Here is an 18,516-nt window from a genome sequence, read left to right as displayed (position 1 = left end):
AGGTTTTTTTATTACTACCACGCTATAAGCTCTCTGGAACCCCCGGCATAGCCAGGGGTTTTCTAACACAGTAAAAAAAGATCGCTATTTAGTTAGCGATCTTTTTCTATTCATTCTGTTAAAACACAACTATTTTCAACTAGATCCTCATCTTACCAGATACCTTTTATGTCACATAGTGTATATGAATATTTGTAAATCCTGCTCATATCTTTGTAACACTTGCAATCTATTTGATTCCATAGCATCTATCTAAAACTGTGTTGATTTAATCTTTCAAATACTTTTCCTGAATGATTTTTATATGATGAAGTTCATGTCCTGCAATCATATAAGCGATCGTTTCCACTGTTACTTCAAATCCATTGGCATTGCCCTTGTTCTGTAAAGATTTTTGTGGCAGGCCTTTCAACAAACTGATCGTTGCTCTTCTAACATTTTGATAGTCTTCCAGCAGATCAGCTATCGGTCGTTCATTAAAGGAAGCCTCTTGTACATATTCATTTTCGTCGAATCCCATCAAAGGACTCTTGTCCCCACGGGCAATACGGAGGATTCTATAGTTCATGATCCTTTCGGTATCAGTTAGATGTCCCAATACTTCAGATAAAGTCCATTTTCCTTCTGCATACCTGTATTCAGCCTGTTTTTCTGTGACCGCAGAAAATATTTCCTGCGTCGATGCCATTTGTCCGTTGAGGATTTGGATTATGTCGCCTTCTGGTATCAATTGAACATAACTCCTCATATATACTGGAAACTCTTCTAGATCTGGTCGTTTTAACATTTGATCGCCACCTTTCTTCGTTCGATTTCTAAATTCGTTATAATGTGGTTTATTCCTCTTAAAAAATAAAAAAAGGCACCAGATGCAGTGCCTTCAGGAAATTTAAATTCACTCTGATTGCTGCTTTCTTAGCCTGTTGAAATAAAGGAAAACCGGAAGCGGAATGACAATAAAGCCGAGACTCTTGATGATTTGGTTGATTGCCCTGTCCTTTTGCCGCTTTTCTTCCTCTTTAACATAGACCTCATAGTTACTCCGCAGTTCTTGTTCGCTCATTTCGGTTTTTGAACCTTCTATTTTACCAGCTATCGTCAATTGCTTATATTCTGTAAAACTTTGATAATAGCCTGACGGGCTTGCAAGATCAGCTGCCGCCATGAAAATTGACACCCCTCCGCCTATGACCATCATCAATGTTGCAAATAAAACTAGATAAGTGTATAAATGTCTAACCACTTTTTCTCCCCCCTGCTCCTTATTTTTAACTGCAAAAGCTACAATAAAAACGAGTACCACAATCGGCATGATTGTAAATAATAACGAAAAGGCAACCAATGAATCTCCCCCCTCCTTCTATCATATTAAAATCAGCTGGTATGGATGATGATTTGTAATTATTTTTCTATTAGTGTAATTTTACACCATTTTATACATAAATTAAAGCATTTTTATCCTATTGATGAAAATCTTTCATTATTAATAAAAAAAACAGTGTCTCCTTTTGGGAAACACTGCTTTCTAGCATTACATTACTCTTTTGAACATTTTCTCCATTTCATAGGTTGAATAATGGACGATTATGGGCCTGCCATGCGGGCAAGTGAAGGGATCAGACGAGCGGCGTAGTTCATCAAGCAAAGCCTGTATTTCATCCATACGCAAGTGATGATTCGCTTTAATGGATGCTTTGCAGCTCATCATGATCGCTGCTTCCTCCCTGAGCTTTTTAATATCCACCTTTTTCATCAGCAAAAGCTGTTCGATCATGTCTTCAATCAGCTCTTTTTCCTCGCCGCGGGGAAGCCACTGTGGGTGCGAGCGGACAATGAAACTGTTGTAGCCAAATGGCTCCAGGAATACACCGACCTTCTCAAGTTCGTGTTGATATTCACTGATTTTCATGCATTCATCGGCAGAATATTCAAGTGTAATCGGAACAAGCATTTCCTGAAGCTCTGTTGCCACCTGGCCGACCTTTTCCCTGAAATATTCATATTTGATCCGTTCCTGGGCAGCATGCTGGTCAATGATATATAAGCCACGGTCATTCTGGGCAAGTATATATGTTCCGTGCATTTGCCCGATTGGATATAAAGGAGGAACCCGGGAGGATGTCACCTCTGGCTGGTTTTCTGGAACGTCAATAAAAACCTCAGGTTCACTCGCGTTTTTGCCATCATCATCTTGTTCATCCCTTGCATCGAACTTCGTCTCCATGAAGGGCTCCTGGGCTACGAAGGCATTTTGCCAGTTTGGCATCTCTGTTTTTGGGAAATCCTGCTGTCCTGCTGCTTTGTAACGCCCGCTCAGTTCTTCTGCTTTTTCCTCAACGAAAGGTTTGCTGGCCATAGAGCTTTGCCCATTATCTTGCTGGTTAGCAGGATTCTCCATGTGGTCAAGTTCCATAAAAGTTTGTTCCGATTTGGGTTTTTCCTGTTTTTGTGCAACAAACCCTGCTGGGATCAGCTCTTTCGTTTTGAAAGCATCCTTAATCACGCTTGACACAAGATTATTAAGTTCCTGCTCCTTGCTTAAACGCACTTCCATTTTCGAAGGATGGACGTTCACATCAATGAGCAGCGGGTCCATTTCGATGTTAAGCAGGACAACCGGATACCGGCCAATCGGAAGCAGGGTATGATACCCTTCCTGGATTGCCTTCACCAGCGCATAGTTTTTGATAAAACGTCCATTGATCATCGTCGATATATAGTTTCTCGATGCCCTTGTAATCTCAGGCATTGAAATATAGCCGCTGATTTTATAATCCAATGACTCACCGGAAATGGGAATCATGGATTTGACCATATTGATGCCATAAATAGCAGCGAGCACCTGGCGAACGTCTCCATTTCCGGTCGTCTTCAATAGCTGGCGCCCATTATGGACAAGCCTGAATGAAATAGTCGGATTCGCCAGTGCCAGACGATTCACGACATCTGTGATATTGCCGAGCTCTGTATGGATGGTCTTCATATATTTAAGTCGTGCCGGTGTGTTGAAAAACAGGTCAGAGATACTGATATCCGTTCCTTTTCGGCTGTCTGCCTTTTCTATCGATTCGACTTTGCCGCCTTCGATCAACACTTTATTGCCTTCCAATCCGGTAGATGTCTTCATTTCAAGTCTCGAAACAGAGGCGATACTTGGCAATGCCTCTCCCCTGAAGCCGAGTGTCCTGATCCGGAATAAGTCGTTTTCATTCTTGATTTTGCTGGTAGCATGCCTTTGGAAGGCGATAAGAACATCCTCTTCCTCGATGCCATCACCATTATCTGTTATCCGAATCCTTGCAAGCCCAGCTTCTTCCAAATCGATTTCAATTACAGTACTGTTGGCATCGATTGCGTTCTCAAGCAACTCCTTTACAACGGAAGCCGGCCGTTCAACTACCTCACCGGCTGCGATTTTATTCGATAGTGCATCATCGAGCTGCATGATCTTTCCCAATTCTTCACCTCCAGCAATCATGAATTTTTTATTTAAAGGCTCTGTTAAACCAGGCTGTTGATTTTCGTTCCAGGCGCTTCGCTTTCCGCTGGAAGAATAATGAAAACGCCCAACTGCAGGCTTTTTCAAAAGGCAATTCTTCCCGGCTGGCGCTGAGCCTCCTCGTCGCTTTGCTCCTGCGGGGTGCAAATGATTCCTCACGTGAATCATTTCACCTAGGTCTCACCTGACCAGCTGCGCCCGCAGGACATTGAAAAGCTTCCCCGAATGGACCCACGCACGATGGAAATGCGTTAGCATTTTCGGAGGAGTCTACGCGCCTTCCACTACAATCAACAGGAATAAAAACAACGTTGGGCTTTAACAGAGCCAATTTTAAATATTATCTTGTTATTCATTACTTTCTTAGCTTTTTTTGCAATTCATAAAGCATATTCATCGCCTGTAATGGGGTCATATCCAGAATCTCAAGTCCGCTCAATTGATCGAGGACCTGCTTTTCTTTCTTGCTGGCCTTATTGGTTTTTTGTTGTCCGGGCTCTTCATCAAAAAATGACAGTTGTGCTGCAGCTGCTGTTTCCCTGGCCTGAAGCGAACTTTGGTCTACCTCCGCAGATGCCATGACAGTATCCAGGCCACTTTCAAAGCCCACATCACCTGAAACCTGGCTGTCCGTCTGCTCTAGGATCTGCAGGATTTCGGCAGCACGTTCAATCAGTTCTGACGGCAATTCAGCCAGCTGGGCAACGTGGATACCGTAACTCTTATCCGCTGCGCCTTCTCTGATTTTATGAAGGAAGACGACCTTGCCGTTTTGCTCCACAGCACTGACATGGACATTTTTCAATTTATGCAGTTCCTTTTCAAGCGTAGTCAATTCATGATAATGGGTTGAAAACAAGGTTTTTGCGCCAATTTTGTCATGGATGTATTCAATCATTGCCTGGGCGAGAGCCATTCCATCATAGGTCGATGTTCCCCGGCCAATCTCATCGAATAGAATCAGGCTGTCCCTGGAAGCATTAATAATCGCGTTCCTCGCCTCAAGCATTTCAACCATGAAGGTACTTTGACCTGAGACGAGATCGTCGGCAGCCCCGATTCGGGTGAACACCTGGTCAAAAATAGGCAGCTCAGCCTTCTCAGCAGGTACAAAGCAGCCAATTTGAGCCATGATGGCGGTTAATGCAACCTGGCGCATATAAGTGCTTTTACCAGACATATTCGGACCTGTGATCAGCAGGACTTCACGTTCATTATCCATATAGCAATCGTTGGGTACATATTCCTGCGCGTCCATCACCTTTTCGACTACAGGATGGCGTCCATCCTTCAAATATATTTTCCGGTCAGCGGAGAACACAGGTCTGGCATAATGCCTTTGTTCACTAAGTTCTGCGAACCCAAGCAGGACATCCAGTTCACTGAGCGCCTTTGCAAGTCCTTGCAATCTCGGAATATATTCTTTGATTGTTTCACGTATGCCGGTAAATAGCTGGTACTCCAGCTCGACACTTTTTTCCTCGGCAGCAAGGATTAATTCTTCCTTTTCCTTCAGCTCAGGAGTGATGAAACGCTCTGCATTTGAAAGAGTCTGCTTTCTCTCATACTGTCCTTCCTGGAGCAAATGCAAATTCGCCCTAGTCACTTCGATATAGTAGCCAAACACCCGGTTATAGCCAACTTTAAGCGATCTAATGCCCGTCTTTTCACGCTCTTCACGTTCAAGCATCGCAATCCATGTCTTCCCATTGCGGCTCGCATCACGATACTGATCCAGCTGCTGGTCATATCCGTCACGAATGATGTTCCCCTCTTTTACTGAGATAGGGGGATTTTCCACGATTGCCTGTTCAAGCAAATCGGCAGCTTCCTCACAAGGATCTAGCCTTTCTGCCATCCTGGCAGCTTCCTCATGGGAGAGATTCTCCAGTATATCTTTCAGCACAGGAACCTGGAGCAATGATCTTTTCAGCTGCATTAAGTCTCTAGGATTCAAATTGCCAAAAGCAACGCGGCCTGCCAGGCGTTCCAGGTCGTATACGTCCTTCAATTTTTCCCGTAATTCCTGTCGTTCGAAAAACTGGCCAACGAATAATTGAACCAGCTCCTGGCGGCGGCCGATTTCAGTTTTATCAATCAGCGGCCTGTTGATCCATTGCTTAAGCATCCTGCCGCCCATTGCTGTCATCGTCTCATCCAGCAGCCATAAAAGCGTACCTTTTTTCGCTGTGGAACGGATTGTTTCAGTAAGCTCTAAATTCCGCTTTGAAAAATAATCGATCTTCATATATTGCTGAACATGGTAAACTGAGACCTTTTGCAAATGGTCAAGGCTTCGCTTCTGGGTTCGGTACAGATAATTGAAAAGTCTTGAGACAGTGGTGATCAGTGCCTCATTATCCAGTTCCGCAAACAAATCTGAAAAACTCTCATTCACTTCGCTATTGTCCTCTATTGAAAGGGCCAGAATGGATCGTTCCCTGAGCTTTTTCTGGATCTCTGGTGAAAGTGTGCTTTCGATGACGACTTCCTTTGCGCCAGACATCGATAATTCGTTGATCAGCTCATCAATACTTCCATTAATCAATGTTGCCCTGCTTTCTCCAGTTGAAAGGTCGCTGCAGGCAAAACCGAATCGATTATTAGAAAATACAGATACAGTGGCAATGAAATTATTCTCTTTTTCAAGAAGTCCTCGCCCTTCCATCACTGTTCCGGGCGTAATCAATTGGACCACTTCACGCTTTACGACGCCTTTAGCTGTCTTCGGGTCTTCCGTTTGTTCGCAGATGGCCACTTTGTACCCTCTGTTTATCAACTGTTCGATATAGTTAGGAGCAGAATGGTATGGAACTCCGCACATCGGGATCCGTTCCTCACCGCCGCCCTCTCTGCTGGTCAGTGTGATTTCAAGTTCCTGGGATGCCTTTAGCGCATCCTCAAAGAACATTTCATAAAAATCTCCCAGACGGAAAAATAAAAAGGCATCCTGGTAATCTGCCTTCACTTGCAGGTATTGCTTGATCATAGGGGTATATGCAGCCATATTATCCTCCAAAATTCACATTGCGTAGTTGTTGAGTTTATACTCACGTTTACGTTTCATATACTTCTTTGTTTTAAGGGCAGTGAAGCACCTCTGATTCTACCTTTTCACGGTTCTTTCCCTTTTTCAGACAAAGTAAAGAGCCGCTGTTTCGACTCTTATTCTAAATATCTATTATAACTCGACAAATTATAATTTTCGATAGAATCCACTTAAAAAGAATTACCAGCCCATAAATGGACTGGCAAAAATTCAATCAAATTTCATTTTCCTTAAGCCAATAGTAAAAAAGATCGTACTGAAAGTGAGCAGTACCAGTGTGGAGCTGACAATTGCCGGGGTATAAAGGCTGCCACTGACGATTTCCCGAAATCCTGTGATCATCCAGCTCTGAGGCACTGCTTTGGCAATCTGCTGCATGAACTCCGGTACAATCTCAATCGGCCAATAGACTCCCCCAAGCATACAGGTACTGACAATCAGTACTGCACTTAATGCCCCAGACTGTTGTCTGGTTTTCACGATGCCAGCCATCATCAGGCCAAAGCCTACAATCGTTATGATCACCAATGCCGCAAAAGGAGCGAAATAAACCAGATTTCCCCAGGAAGAACCATAGATCAGGTTCATCACCGCCATCAGTACGGATAATTGAATAGCTCCCATCAAGAAATAGGAGATTAAATACCCTGCCATGACCTGGACTTTGGTAGCAGGAGAAGTGAGCAGCCGCTGCCAGGTTCCGCCGATTCTTTCGTCAAGGATGGCTGATGCAGCTCCTGAAATACCAAACATCATAAACATGATGGTAAAACCAATCGCCAGCATTCCCACAGACTCTGATTCTGATTGCTCTTTTTTGGCTATTTCCCTGTTCACCCCAATCGGATCCTTTGCTGCCACTTCGCCAATCATATCAAAAGCTTTCTCTTTGCCTTGAGCCGCGCTGACTTCCATTGACTGTCCAACTGTCCTTCCGACTCCTTTGATATAGTTGTTCAAAGCAAGATACTCTTGGGTTTTTCTTTGGACAATCATTTGAAATAGAGGTTGTTCCTGTTCATAATTTCCAATCATTGATTCAGCCATGACCACTGCTGCGATTGCTTTCTGGTTGTCGACCGAATCTCTTGCTGCTTTTTCACTAGCCCGCTGCCATTTGTACTGGCTGTTAGAGGATAAGAGCTTCATGATCGAGCCATCCACATCCTCTTTTGATTCTACCACCATGACCACTGGCTTATTTTTTTCAGAGGATCCACCTGAGCCAATTCCGCCAAAAATCAAGCTGAACATAATGGGCATGACAAACATCAAAATGAGTGCAGAAGGGGTCTTAAACAATGTTTTCAGATGTAAAACCGCAATGGAGAACACTTTAAGCATGTGAAGCCCTCCTTTTTACAGAAAGGGATGCAAACGCAAGTACAATCGAACCGACTCCGATGGCAATTAAAATACCCGCTTCCACTAACACTTGCCCCACGTCTGCCCCGGTCATCAACTCAAGGAATGTCTGGAGTGCAAGAGCATTGGGAAGGATTTTTACGACTGAATTCATCCACTCCGGAAAAACATATAACGGGACCATGCTCCCCCCAACAGCCGCCATGATCTGCGTGCCAAGCATACCAGCCGCATTGAAGGTTTTCTCTGTTTTCACAAGCGTGCCCAGAAGGACTCCCAGCCCGCATACGCTAAAAACGAAAGACAGGCCAACCACCATGACACCCAACATCGAATTTCCCCAATCAACTCCGTACAGGTATCTTGTTCCGATAATGATGATGAAAAATTGAATTGAGGACATGAACAGCAAACCGATGAATTTGCCTATAAGGTAATCAGTATTGGTCAACTTGGTGATCAGCAGACGATTAAAAACATCCTGTTCCTTTTCTTCAATCATTGTGCATACACCCGTAATAACGGTCATAAGTAAGAACATCACTCCCATACCTGCTGCATAATACTGGAACGAGCCAACGGGCTTCTGTTCCTGCTTCACTGCAACCTCTTCGACAAGGTCAAAAGTTTCAATGGCAGGCAGAGCAAATGCAGTAACGGACTTTCCAGAGTCTGGCGGACCCGCAACCTTTATGGCTGCCATATTAACGGCAGCACCCTGCGCGAACTGCAGCACTGCGCTCTCCACGATCGACGACTGGATCGAAGCAGATGGAATGGAGATGATTCGAACTTTTGATTCTTCACCTAAAATGATATGATCAGAAAAATTTGGTGGAAGAATGACTCCCACGGAGATGGCCTGCTGCTTTAATTGATCGTTTAATTCGTCTTCACCCATTGCCTCAGCAGAGATAAGATCTGGCAGTCCTTCCATGAAGACTTCTTCCTCTAAAACCTTGCCAAGTGGACCTTCATCAAGATTGACAATTCCAATCTTGAATTCTTTGATGGGAGCTTCTTCTTCATTTCCCATCATATTGCCGAATGCTGCGCCAAGAATACCAATTAATAAAATAGGCATGAAAACAAGTGTCAGCAACGCTTTTTTGTCTCTTCCAATCAGGAGCGCATCCTTCAATGCCAGCCACCAAAATCCCATGATAATCCCCCTCAGTCTCTTAAGCTTCGTCCGGTCAAATGGAGGAAGACACTTTCAAGATTTGGTTCAACGATCTCAACAGATGTGATATCGAATCCTGCTCCAGTAACTGTCTGAATCAATTCACTCAAGACCTTTTGCGGTTCATTATGAAAGATGGCTAGTTCACTTTCTTGGATAGCCAGATCCTCTTCAGGCACTAATTGGCTCAGTGCCTTCTTTATGTTCTCAGGTTCGTGCGCTTCCGAGAAATTCATGACAATCCGAGAACGATCACCGATTGTCTCCCTTAATTCAGAAATTGTTCCTGAAGTGATGAATTTTCCGTGGTCCATAATGCCAATCTTTTCACAAAGATACTCGACTTCCTCCATATAATGACTTGTATAAATGACTGTCATTCCTTCTTGATTCAGCTTTTTTACTGTTTCAAGGATGTGGCTCCGTGATTGGGGATCGATCCCTACAGTCGGCTCATCCATGATTAATAACTCAGGATTATGTAATATGGCAGCTCCAATATTGACTCTCCGCTTCATTCCTCCAGAAAAAGTCTCAACCTTTTCCTTTGCCCGATCAGCCAGCCCGATGATTTCCAGCACATCGTTTATCCTCTTTTGCAGGTTTTGTCCCCTTAAACCGTACATCCTCCCCCAGAAAGCAAGGTTTTCCCTTGCACTCATCGTTTGGTAAAGAGCTATTTCCTGTGGAACTATTCCTAAAAGTCCCTGTCCTCTCTTGGGTTGCCTGATCATATCAATGCCAGCAATCTCGATGCTTCCCGAACTTGGAGGAAACAGTCCGGATACCATCTGGATTGTCGTTGTCTTACCAGCGCCATTAGGGCCAAGCAGACCAAATGATTCCCCCTTGTTAACAGAAAAAGAGACATTTTTTACAGCCTCAAAATCTTTGAATCTCTTGGTTACCTGATTCACTTGAAGTACTTGCAACACAAAACACCTGCTTTCGTACTATTATTCTTCCATTATCGCAAAAAAAATCCCAGCATGAAATAATCCCAAAAAAAAATGGACATTTCATCAAAAAATCACTTTGGATTACAGCCCTTATTTATATAGTAAAAAAAACAGGACATTTTTTTGCCCTGTTGTTAAGAGTAAAATACATTGTATTTCCTTGCAGTTTCAACCCATTCATAACGCTTGTGGGTACCGAGCTTCTCACCGATTTTCTGTCTGTGATTTTCAACAGTTTTGACGGAAATGTCAAGCCTTTCTGCTATATCTTTTTGCGAGTATCCTTTAACAGTCAGTACGAAAACCTCTTTTTCGCGTTTTGTTATCGGGAGGTCGACCAGATTAAAATGATCCCCTTCTGAACTATCTTCCCAAACATATGTATCGAACACCTTTTGATTTGCCAAAATCTGATCAAGGGATTGGATGAGATCATCCCGCTTCAACTGTTTGATTAAAAAGCCGTCAGCTCCTGCCTCATAAGCTTTTTTCTGGTAGACTATATCATCGTGCATTGAAAAGATGACAATCTTGGCCTCCGGCAGCAATTTCCTCAATCTTTCCAGAGTTGACATACCATCCAACCCGCCGGGCATCGAAAGGTCCAGCAGGACGAGGTCTGCCGGAAAATTCTCCGCAGCTTTTACAGCTTCATAACCATCACAGGCACAGATCCTTCCATCAATGCAAAATGATTGTTGAAGAAGCATGCTCAATCCATCCCTGACAATCTCATGGTCATCGATGATCATTAAGTTCACTTTCCCTCTCTCCCTCCGCTTTGATCAAAGATACAAATCCTTCCACCCTTGTCGGCCCGCCCTCTTTGCTAAGCCACTTGATATCTCCATCAAGCATTTTACAGCGCTCATACATATGCTTTAAGCCAAGTCCTTTCTTTTTACAGCCTTCTGATAAGAATCCGATTCCGTTATCGTATAAATTGAAAAAGACATATTGATAATAGGTTTTTAAATGAATGGAGACATAGGTTGCTTGTCCGTGGCGAACCGCATTGGCAACACTTTCCTGGATGACCCTGAATAGATGGAGCTCTTTTTCCGGGTCAAGCTCCTGTTTTTTATCCAGCTCCATTTCAAGGAAGATTTCTATCTGATATAATTTCCGCCAGTCCTTAACAGCCTGGCGAAGTGATTTTTCGAGGCCGATATCGTAGACAATTTCTGGCCGGAGACTTTTGGTCAGCTGTTTGATATTTTTAAGCGTTTTTTCCATGACATTTATCATATTGAAAAGATGGTGCTGATATTTCTCATCGCTGAATCCCTGCTTTATGACCTCCAAGCCAAGGAATATACTATATACGCTTTGGCCGATATGGTCGTGCAATTCCCTGGCAATCCTTTTCCGTTCTGCTTCCTGGGCAAGCAGCGTCTCCCGGACAAGCAGCTCATGGAACCTGGCGCGTTCGCTATTTTCATTCTGCACTGGCTGTCGGATGCGCAGGACATAATAGGTTACTTCAGCTATTATGAGTTTTTTCAAGGACATTTCAAACTCTTCAAGTCCTTCATATACAGCCAGATGGGAGTTAAAAGAAGGAATTGGCTCATCAGCCGTAAGAATACAGCGGTTCTCATCCTCATTCACTTCACGTTCCTGGCAATAAGTGCAATATGGCACCTTCTCTCCAAGTTTCCAGCCTGTCATTTCTATTGCCTTTTCATTAAGGTAATGAATCGTCCGCTCTGTATCCATTACAATCATACCCTCAGGCAAATGATTCACAATATCTGCCAAATATTCTGTCTGCATCAACATAGCAATCCCTCGCAACTGCGGTATCTTTACAACTCTATTGTAACCTCTGTTTTTGCGGGTAAAATGTTTTGTTTATTAACATTGAGTGACATCTTCCCATTGCTGTATAAAAAAAAGACCCGCATAGAGTCCTCTGATTCATCTTTATAATTTTTTTTGGTATTTGCTATGATGATCCGTTTCGCCCAAATATTCAAAACCGTTGTCTATATAAAACTTGTTCAATTTCCTGTTATCCGAAACGCAATCTAATTTGAGGAAGGATTTGTCTGTTGATATGTGTTGATGAATCCAGTCCAATAGTTCGCTTCCCACACCAGTTCCTATCAATTCTGGAGAAATGGCCAATCTGTGCAAATAAAGTGAATCCCGGGCGAAATCTACACCAAAGATATGATGATCCCATTCACTCTGGTCTTCCGAAATAGTAAAGGTAGCAATCACTTCATCTCCATTCAAAACGATATAAGTTTCCATCTTCTTTACCGCATGCAGGATTTCTTCATCATCCCCGCCACTAAGAAGGTATCGCCACTGATTGATATCATTGTCCTTCATCCACTGTGCGATTCGCTTTAAAAACTGGACCACCTTTTGACCGTCATCATTTCCGGCTATTTTTATCTGAGATTCCTTGAGCAAAATACCACCCTGCTTTCAATCTTTTGTATAGGCTCTTTTCTCAAACATTGTTGCTATTGAATACAAATTAGGATGGAACTACCTAAGTTTCTTCACAAAATTCACGCTTAATATGAGAAAAGAGCTTGCCAACTTAGTCCCGACCAACAAAATGGCTTTTATCACGTTAAAATCGGCTTTAGGATTTTAACAACAATCTTTACGAATACAGCCTTTGTATAAGATTTCGCGATGAAATGTGATTTTCCTCCAAAAAAAAACAGGCTGCTATCAGCCTGTTCATAAATTGGGCTATTTCAATGATTTAAGGACTTCCTCAATATCCTCCTGGACCATTTCAGAAGCTTTGGCCATTGTCCTGACATCCTTTGAGGCCCAGTAATCATAAAGCCGTGCCAGATCATTCCGATTATACACCTGATTCCCATAGTGGCTGTAAAAATAGGCCACCAAAAGGTTCACAACATTTGCCGGAAGCTTGTTCCGAGTCGAAATCGAACGTAGCGCAATATTCTCAAGCCCACGGATGTTATGATCAGTGATCTTTTCAACTACTTCGATCGGTTTGGCAGTTTCACAGAAAGAAAGGAATTCTGGATCAGTTATTTGTCTATTCATAGTAAATCTCCTGCTTCATTTTTTCAGATCGCTTTAAGCGCATTTTCCAAAAGTTCAATGTCATTGGCAATTGATTTCTTTATTGTCACATCTTCACAACGCTGAAAATCTTTTTTCAGCTTTCTTAATTCTTCGTGGAAGATCTGAAATTCATAGTTGATATCCATAATCACCCTCATTATTCTTTGCTGTTCTATGAAATATTTTCCCACTAAATGCTTCCATCAAACTATTTTTATGTAAGGAAAAGGTGATTAAGCTAACATTACCATTAAGCAGGTGTGAAAGAAAAGAGGTAATTTGGGTCATTTGATTTTCCCAAATGGCACGGATTCTCCTTCTTTCACCATATTCATTAAATAGAATGCAGATGGTGATTCTTAGCCAGCTTCAAAACTTTTCGGACAGCCCAGCGCTGGTGCTCATGAAATAGTTTTTCAATAGCTGCGTCCAATTCGATCCATTCCAAGTGGTGGTCTAGTTCAGCAGGCCCATCGGCTTTTCCCGCAATATGAGCTAAATAGAAATCTCCTTCGGACAAATAATGTTGTTGATCATTTTCCGAATAAAAATATTGCTTCGCTTTGCCAATCCATTCACCGACTGTAAGAATCAGGGCGGTTTCTTCTATACCTTCCCTAACGAGACATTCCTGGTGAGTTTCATAATCTTCCATGCCGCCACCTGGAAGGAAATACTTACCCTCATCAGTCCGGATCAAGGCGATTTGATTCTTTTCATTAAAAATCAATCCATAAACACCTGGTCTCCATTTGTAACTGATGTCTGCTTCCTTTTTTCCAAAGATTATCATTTTCTTATCCTCTCAGTTTATCAGGTGCATTTTATGACATTATCGCTGGAAATCCCTTTTAATGTCAACAAGTTGAACATCGATAAGGATTCAGCTTAATTATTGGTTTTTTAAGGTGATAATTCTTCTGCAATCGGGAGTTTTTTTGAACACGATTATAGTTCAGACATTTTCGGATGTTGACCGCATGGTTTTGTTGTCTGAACACGCTCCTACTTTACACATTTCGAGTTGCTGAAGCCAGGCTTTTGTCCGAACATGGTCCTACTTCAGACATTTCCAGCTGCTGATGCCTGAGTTTTGTCCGAACATACTCCTACTTCAGACATTTCATGCTGCTGATGCCTGAGTTTTGTCCGAACATACTCCTATTTCAGACATTTCGAGGTTCTGAAGCCAGGCTTTTGTCCGAACACGACCCTCCTTCAGACATTACCAGCTGCTGACGCCAGGCTTTTGTCCGAACACGACCCCACTTCAGACATTTCCAGCTGGTGATGCCTGAGTTTTGTCCGAACATGGACCTACTTCAGACATTTCCAGCTGCTGATGCCTGAGTTTTGTCCGAACATGGACCTACTTCTGACATTTCGAGTTGCTAACGCCGGACTTTTGTCCGAAGACTACCCCACTTCGGACATTTATAGCTGCTGACGCCAGGCTTTTGTCCGAACACGACCCCACTTCAGACATTTTCAGCTGGTGATGCATAAGTCTTGACCGAACATGGACCTACTTCAGACATTTCCAGCTAATTATGCCTAGGTTTTGTCCGAGAAAAAGACAAATTAAAAAGCGTGAAATCTTATATCAAGATTTCACGCTGATTCGTTTTGTTCTTATAAAAAGATGACAGGTACTGCTGCGGCTAGCAATAGATAACGAAGGATGAAGCCTCCGGTAAGAACTGCGCTTTCGGTTATGAGGGTTGCGGCAATCCCGCTTGTACCTCCGGCTGCAACTTCCAGTCCTGCGCGGCTGGTGTTCAGCTTTTTGAAGTTAAATAACTCCAGACCTTCGATGATGATTGGCACAATCAGCCCTATTGCAATCAAGCCGACCCAAAAAATTGTGCTGTATTCGCCAGTCAGCAGCATGGATACCGATTGGGCAGCCGATTCATTGGTTGAAGATGTGATCAAGAACATTGTGAATATCAGGAAGACTTCAGCAATCAGCAGCGATAGGTGAATTTTTTTGATGGACATCACATGATGGATGACTTTTTTATCCATTATCGATGCCGCAAGCATCGTCCCGGCAATCCCTGTTGAGAAGGCAGAAACAACAAACAGGATAGGCAAAATGGCCGTGTTCCAAAGTGGTACAGCACCAATGACACCAATTAGGAAGCCTGTATAAATTGCTGTTGCAACAGCAAAAACCATGCCGACGTATTCGATTATTTTGTTTGTTTCTTTTTTCAACAATTCCATCACGGCCATGTAGGCTGCAGCCATCATAAAGAAGCTGATGAAATAAGTCCCAATGGTCATGACTGAATTGAAATTCGTGAACAAATAGATGAAGCGCAATGGATCTTTCAATCCTGCCTCTGCATCGACAATGAGAAGCAATAGACCGATCCCCATCAGGATTGGACTGATCAGTCTGCCAGCAAAACGGACGGCAACAGCATCAGGATATTTTCTTGCTGCATAGGAAGAGGTTAAGAACGCCCCTGCACTCAGCCCGGCAAGGAATAAATAAGCTGCGATAATAGTTCCCCAAACCATTTATAATCACCTCACGTAATAAATTTTTGCCTTTCCTAAATCCGGTCTCAAAGGCTGGGCATTTAATTTTACAATCGCCTTTGATACTTCACTGCTCGGATCATCAAGGTCACCGAAAATCCGGGCATTGCTAATGCATGTTGTGACACAGGCCGGCTGTTTTCCTTCCGCCACAAGTTCGGAACAGAAACGGCATTTTTCCACTACTCCCGTCTCGTGATTCTGTGTTCTTGCACCGTAATGGCAAGCAACCATACAATATTTGCAGCCTATACATTTTTCTGAGTCTACAAGTACGATGCCTTCTTCTGTTGTGTAGGTAGCCTTGGTCGGGCAGACACTTACACATGGTGCATCCTCGCAATGCTGACATTGCACAGGGACGATTTCGTTCTTTACGTTCGGGAAAACGCCCGTTTCTTTTTCGTAAAATTTAATAAAGGACTCTTCCACCGGAAGTTCATTCTGCATCTGGCAGCTCACCCGGCATGCGTAACAGCCGACGCATTTTCTTGTGTCTATCACCATTCCATAGCGTGCCATCAGCCATTCACCTTCCTAACCTTCACGATTACTTCGTGGATATTTCCTGCTCCGCTCCATTTTTCAAAATCGAAGGGTACATGTTCCATGTAGCCAAAGCCCACACCGTATCCGGTCTTTAAATCCTTGGATGTGATCCCATAGTGGCTTGGAACAAAGATTGCTTCCGGATGGATCCTCTCAGTTACTTTAACACGGATTTTGCTGGTGGCTTCACTGGATTTCACTTCCACCATATCCCCATCCTTTATTCCCAGCGCTTTGGCACGAACTGGGTTGATCCAGATTCTTTCTAAATCATAATCTTTAGTAATCTGCATCAATATGGGGATATTCGCAGTTTGTGTATGGCTGTGGATTGCCTGTTTTCCTGTGATTAACCGGAAAGAATCATCTGCAGGACTAACTTTTGGCTCGATCCATTCGACAATTGGGTTAAAACCGGCTTCCTTATACGTTTCACTGTAGAATTCAATTTTTCCAGATGGTGTCTTTACTTTCGGCATTTCCCCTATCGTAATTTCCTCAGCAGGGAACATGATAGTGCCTTTTTCCCTCAGCTGCTTATAGGTTATTCCTGTCGGTGCAAGCATTGCTTCGTTCAACTCATCCAGAGTGAAATTGAAATATTGGCCTACACCGCACGCTTTTGCCAACTCTGTATAAATCTCATGGATTGGCTTTGTCTTAGGATGGACTTTATCAACCATCTGCTGTCTTAAGGCGATTCCCGGTACTTTACCGGATAACTCTTCAATGACCTCATCACGCTCGATATAGGTGACTTCCGGAAGAACATAATGGGCCAATTGAGCCGTTTCAGACATTTGGACATCAATGGCTACAACCAAATCCATTTTTGAAAATGCTTCTTTCATCACTTTTGGATTCCCATAGCCAAGGGCAGCATTGGAATGGTAGTAAATAGCCGCCTTCATTTTGCCTTCCAGTGCTTCTTTCGCAACTATTGTTGCGACACCGCTACCCTGGTAGGCAAGAGGGAATTCCTTTTTGCCTGCCTTTGGTGACTCTGGTTCTTTCGGGTTTGGATATTTCACCTCATCTAATTTGCCCAGGTGGGGTTTAGCTCCAAAGATACTTCCGCCTTTTTGCTGGTAATTACCCAGTAAAGCATTGAACATGGCGACGGCGCGGCCGGTTTCTGTGCTATTTTCATAGTTGCAGCCAAATGCGCCTCTCCAAGATTGTTCAATCAGGGCTTTTGGTTTTGCTTTCCCCATATCAATTGCAATACGGGTGATATCTGCAGCTGGAATACCCGTGATACCCTCTGCCCATTGCGGAGTGTATTTTACCAATTCTTTGGCATACGCTTCAAAACCAACTGTATACTTTTTAATAAAATCCAAATCATGAAGGTTTTCCTTGATAAGAACATGTGACATTGCCAGCACGAGGGCAAGGTCAGTACCTGGACGAATGGCCAGCCACTCAGTAGCGAGATTGCCCGTGTTATTCAATCGCGGATCCACGATGACAATCTTTGCTCCATTGTCCCGTGCAGCTGCCAAAGACTGGACCGAACTCGGACGGATTCCATCGCCGTAGCTTCTGCCAATGAACATAATATATTTTGCATTGCTGATGTCCGCACTGGTAGCAGTCACTCCGACTGTATGAAGAAAACCCGCATCTCTTGAATTTGAACAAACGACATGATGTGTATAATAATTGGCCGAGCCCAGCGCATTAATAAATCGTGGAGAATAGAACTTTCCTGTAGCTCTTGGGTCTTCTGTGAGCGCCACCGCCTCGGGACCATGCTCTTTGATGATCTTATTTAATTTTTCAGCAATTTCTTTATAAGCCTGCTCCCAGGTAATGGGCTCGAAGTTATTCTTTCCATCCCGTTTCAGCGGCTGGGTCAGCCTGTCTTGAGAATAAACAACCGTCGCATACCCATGTCCTCTGGCGCAAAGCTTTCCTTTGGAATATGGATGGTCTGGATGCCCGGTAAGCTTCCATAAACGCCCATTCTTGATGTGGCCAACCATTCCGCATTTGCTGGAGCATGCATTGCATGTACTGGGAATTTCTTTAATTTCCGCGTTAGCACTAGCTTTTACATATTCTTTAGACCATTCATTAAAGCCAACAGTCCCCGCAGATGCCAGGGCAGCTGTCGCGGCAGAAGCTTTTATGAATCGCCGCCTTGATAGTTTTGTTTCTAGCATTATACTAGCCCTCCTTTTTCTCTTGACCCTTTTCCGCCTTCAGTCAGGCAGGCTGCTTCACAAACCTTGAACAGATCAAACCCAGCCTTCCCTCTTTGCAATCGTCTCATTGCTCGCACCGAAAGCATCAC

General features: G+C 43.4%; 17 protein-coding genes. All 17 read right to left on the bottom strand.

The window, feature by feature from the left end; genetic code table 11:
* Positions 1–268: 268 nt before the first annotated feature.
* Positions 269–787: a DinB family protein gene (locus FS736_RS03615; RefSeq protein ID WP_144474962.1), complete on the bottom strand. Its 519-nt coding sequence runs from the start codon at positions 785–787 to the stop codon at positions 269–271.
* A 108-nt stretch (positions 788–895) separates the two neighbouring features.
* Positions 896–1,342 carry a hypothetical protein gene (locus tag FS736_RS03610; RefSeq protein ID WP_144474961.1) on the bottom strand — a complete coding sequence of 149 codons (447 nt, stop codon included), beginning with the start codon at positions 1,340–1,342 and terminating at the stop codon, positions 896–898.
* A gap of 189 nt (positions 1,343–1,531) precedes the next feature.
* Positions 1,532–3,457 carry a DNA mismatch repair endonuclease MutL gene (gene mutL, locus FS736_RS03605; protein ID WP_144475014.1) on the bottom strand — a complete coding sequence of 642 codons (1,926 nt, stop codon included), beginning with the start codon at positions 3,455–3,457 and terminating at the stop codon, positions 1,532–1,534.
* Positions 3,458–3,854: 397 nt separating this feature from the next.
* Complete coding sequence (gene mutS, locus FS736_RS03600) at positions 3,855–6,506, bottom strand: DNA mismatch repair protein MutS (RefSeq protein WP_144474960.1); 2,652 nt, start codon at positions 6,504–6,506, stop codon at positions 3,855–3,857.
* Between the two features lie 252 nt (positions 6,507–6,758).
* Entirely contained in the window at positions 6,759–7,892 is a 1,134-nt protein-coding gene (locus tag FS736_RS03595; protein ID WP_144474959.1) for an ABC transporter permease, read from the bottom strand.
* The gene (locus FS736_RS03590) at positions 7,885–9,075 is read right to left on the bottom strand and encodes an ABC transporter permease (RefSeq protein ID WP_144474958.1); all 1,191 of its coding nucleotides are present in this window, start codon (positions 9,073–9,075) and stop codon (positions 7,885–7,887) included. Before FS736_RS03590 ends, FS736_RS03595 begins: the two co-directional genes overlap by 8 nt.
* Positions 9,076–9,086: 11 nt before the next feature.
* Entirely contained in the window at positions 9,087–10,028 is a 942-nt protein-coding gene (locus FS736_RS03585; RefSeq protein WP_144475013.1) for an ABC transporter ATP-binding protein, read from the bottom strand.
* Positions 10,029–10,189: 161 nt separating this feature from the next.
* Complete coding sequence (locus FS736_RS03580) at positions 10,190–10,807, bottom strand: response regulator transcription factor (protein WP_260983514.1); 618 nt, start codon at positions 10,805–10,807, stop codon at positions 10,190–10,192.
* Complete coding sequence (locus FS736_RS03575) at positions 10,794–11,837, bottom strand: sensor histidine kinase (RefSeq protein WP_144474956.1); 1,044 nt, start codon at positions 11,835–11,837, stop codon at positions 10,794–10,796. Before FS736_RS03575 ends, FS736_RS03580 begins: the two co-directional genes overlap by 14 nt.
* Before the next feature lie 144 nt (positions 11,838–11,981).
* Positions 11,982–12,479, bottom strand: a complete 498-nt coding sequence (locus FS736_RS03570; RefSeq protein WP_260983511.1) for a GNAT family N-acetyltransferase — start codon at positions 12,477–12,479, stop codon at positions 11,982–11,984.
* A 291-nt stretch (positions 12,480–12,770) separates the two neighbouring features.
* Positions 12,771–13,097: a hypothetical protein gene (locus FS736_RS03565; RefSeq protein ID WP_144474955.1), complete on the bottom strand. Its 327-nt coding sequence runs from the start codon at positions 13,095–13,097 to the stop codon at positions 12,771–12,773.
* A 23-nt stretch (positions 13,098–13,120) separates the two neighbouring features.
* Entirely contained in the window at positions 13,121–13,264 is a 144-nt protein-coding gene (locus FS736_RS24120) for a hypothetical protein (protein ID WP_186326644.1), read from the bottom strand.
* A 188-nt stretch (positions 13,265–13,452) separates the two neighbouring features.
* On the bottom strand, positions 13,453–13,911 hold the full coding sequence (locus FS736_RS03560) for an NUDIX domain-containing protein (RefSeq protein WP_144474954.1): 459 nt from the start codon (positions 13,909–13,911) through the stop codon (positions 13,453–13,455).
* A gap of 839 nt (positions 13,912–14,750) precedes the next feature.
* Positions 14,751–15,647 (bottom strand): NrfD/PsrC family molybdoenzyme membrane anchor subunit, encoded by an 897-nt coding sequence (nrfD, locus tag FS736_RS03555; RefSeq protein ID WP_144474953.1) that lies wholly within the window; start codon positions 15,645–15,647, stop codon positions 14,751–14,753.
* A gap of 6 nt (positions 15,648–15,653) precedes the next feature.
* On the bottom strand, positions 15,654–16,190 hold the full coding sequence (locus FS736_RS03550) for a 4Fe-4S dicluster domain-containing protein (protein WP_144474952.1): 537 nt from the start codon (positions 16,188–16,190) through the stop codon (positions 15,654–15,656).
* A complete protein-coding gene (locus FS736_RS03545) occupies positions 16,190–18,385 on the bottom strand; it encodes a molybdopterin-containing oxidoreductase family protein (protein WP_144474951.1) in 2,196 nt (731 codons plus the stop codon). Before FS736_RS03545 ends, FS736_RS03550 begins: the two co-directional genes overlap by 1 nt.
* Positions 18,385–18,513: a hypothetical protein gene (locus FS736_RS25050; RefSeq protein WP_260983510.1), complete on the bottom strand. Its 129-nt coding sequence runs from the start codon at positions 18,511–18,513 to the stop codon at positions 18,385–18,387. Before FS736_RS25050 ends, FS736_RS03545 begins: the two co-directional genes overlap by 1 nt.
* Positions 18,514–18,516: the final 3 nt, after the last annotated feature.

Source organism: Cytobacillus oceanisediminis 2691 (assembly GCF_007678455.1).
Taxonomy (GTDB): Bacteria; Bacillota; Bacilli; order Bacillales; family Cytobacillaceae; genus Mesobacillus; species Mesobacillus oceanisediminis_A.
The sequence above is the reverse complement of the archived record's forward strand: the minus strand, read 5'-3'. Positions and strand labels throughout refer to the sequence as shown.

Coding starts and splice junctions, on each gene's coding strand:
- FS736_RS03615 (WP_144474962.1), bottom strand. CDS start 787: ATGTTAAAACGACCAGATCTAGAAGAGTTTCCAGTATATATGAGGAGT.
- mutS (WP_144474960.1), bottom strand. CDS start 6,506: ATGGCTGCATATACCCCTATGATCAAGCAATACCTGCAAGTGAAGGCA.
- FS736_RS03595 (WP_144474959.1), bottom strand. CDS start 7,892: ATGCTTAAAGTGTTCTCCATTGCGGTTTTACATCTGAAAACATTGTTT.
- FS736_RS03590 (WP_144474958.1), bottom strand. CDS start 9,075: ATGGGATTTTGGTGGCTGGCATTGAAGGATGCGCTCCTGATTGGAAGA.
- FS736_RS03580 (WP_260983514.1), bottom strand. CDS start 10,807: ATGATCATCGATGACCATGAGATTGTCAGGGATGGATTGAGCATGCTT.
- FS736_RS03575 (WP_144474956.1), bottom strand. CDS start 11,837: ATGTTGATGCAGACAGAATATTTGGCAGATATTGTGAATCATTTGCCT.
- FS736_RS03565 (WP_144474955.1), bottom strand. CDS start 13,097: ATGAATAGACAAATAACTGATCCAGAATTCCTTTCTTTCTGTGAAACT.
- FS736_RS24120 (WP_186326644.1), bottom strand. CDS start 13,264: ATGGATATCAACTATGAATTTCAGATCTTCCACGAAGAATTAAGAAAG.
- FS736_RS03560 (WP_144474954.1), bottom strand. CDS start 13,911: ATGATAATCTTTGGAAAAAAGGAAGCAGACATCAGTTACAAATGGAGA.
- nrfD (WP_144474953.1), bottom strand. CDS start 15,647: ATGGTTTGGGGAACTATTATCGCAGCTTATTTATTCCTTGCCGGGCTG.
- FS736_RS03550 (WP_144474952.1), bottom strand. CDS start 16,190: ATGGCACGCTATGGAATGGTGATAGACACAAGAAAATGCGTCGGCTGT.
- FS736_RS03545 (WP_144474951.1), bottom strand. CDS start 18,385: ATGCTAGAAACAAAACTATCAAGGCGGCGATTCATAAAAGCTTCTGCC.
- FS736_RS25050 (WP_260983510.1), bottom strand. CDS start 18,513: ATGCTTTCGGTGCGAGCAATGAGACGATTGCAAAGAGGGAAGGCTGGG.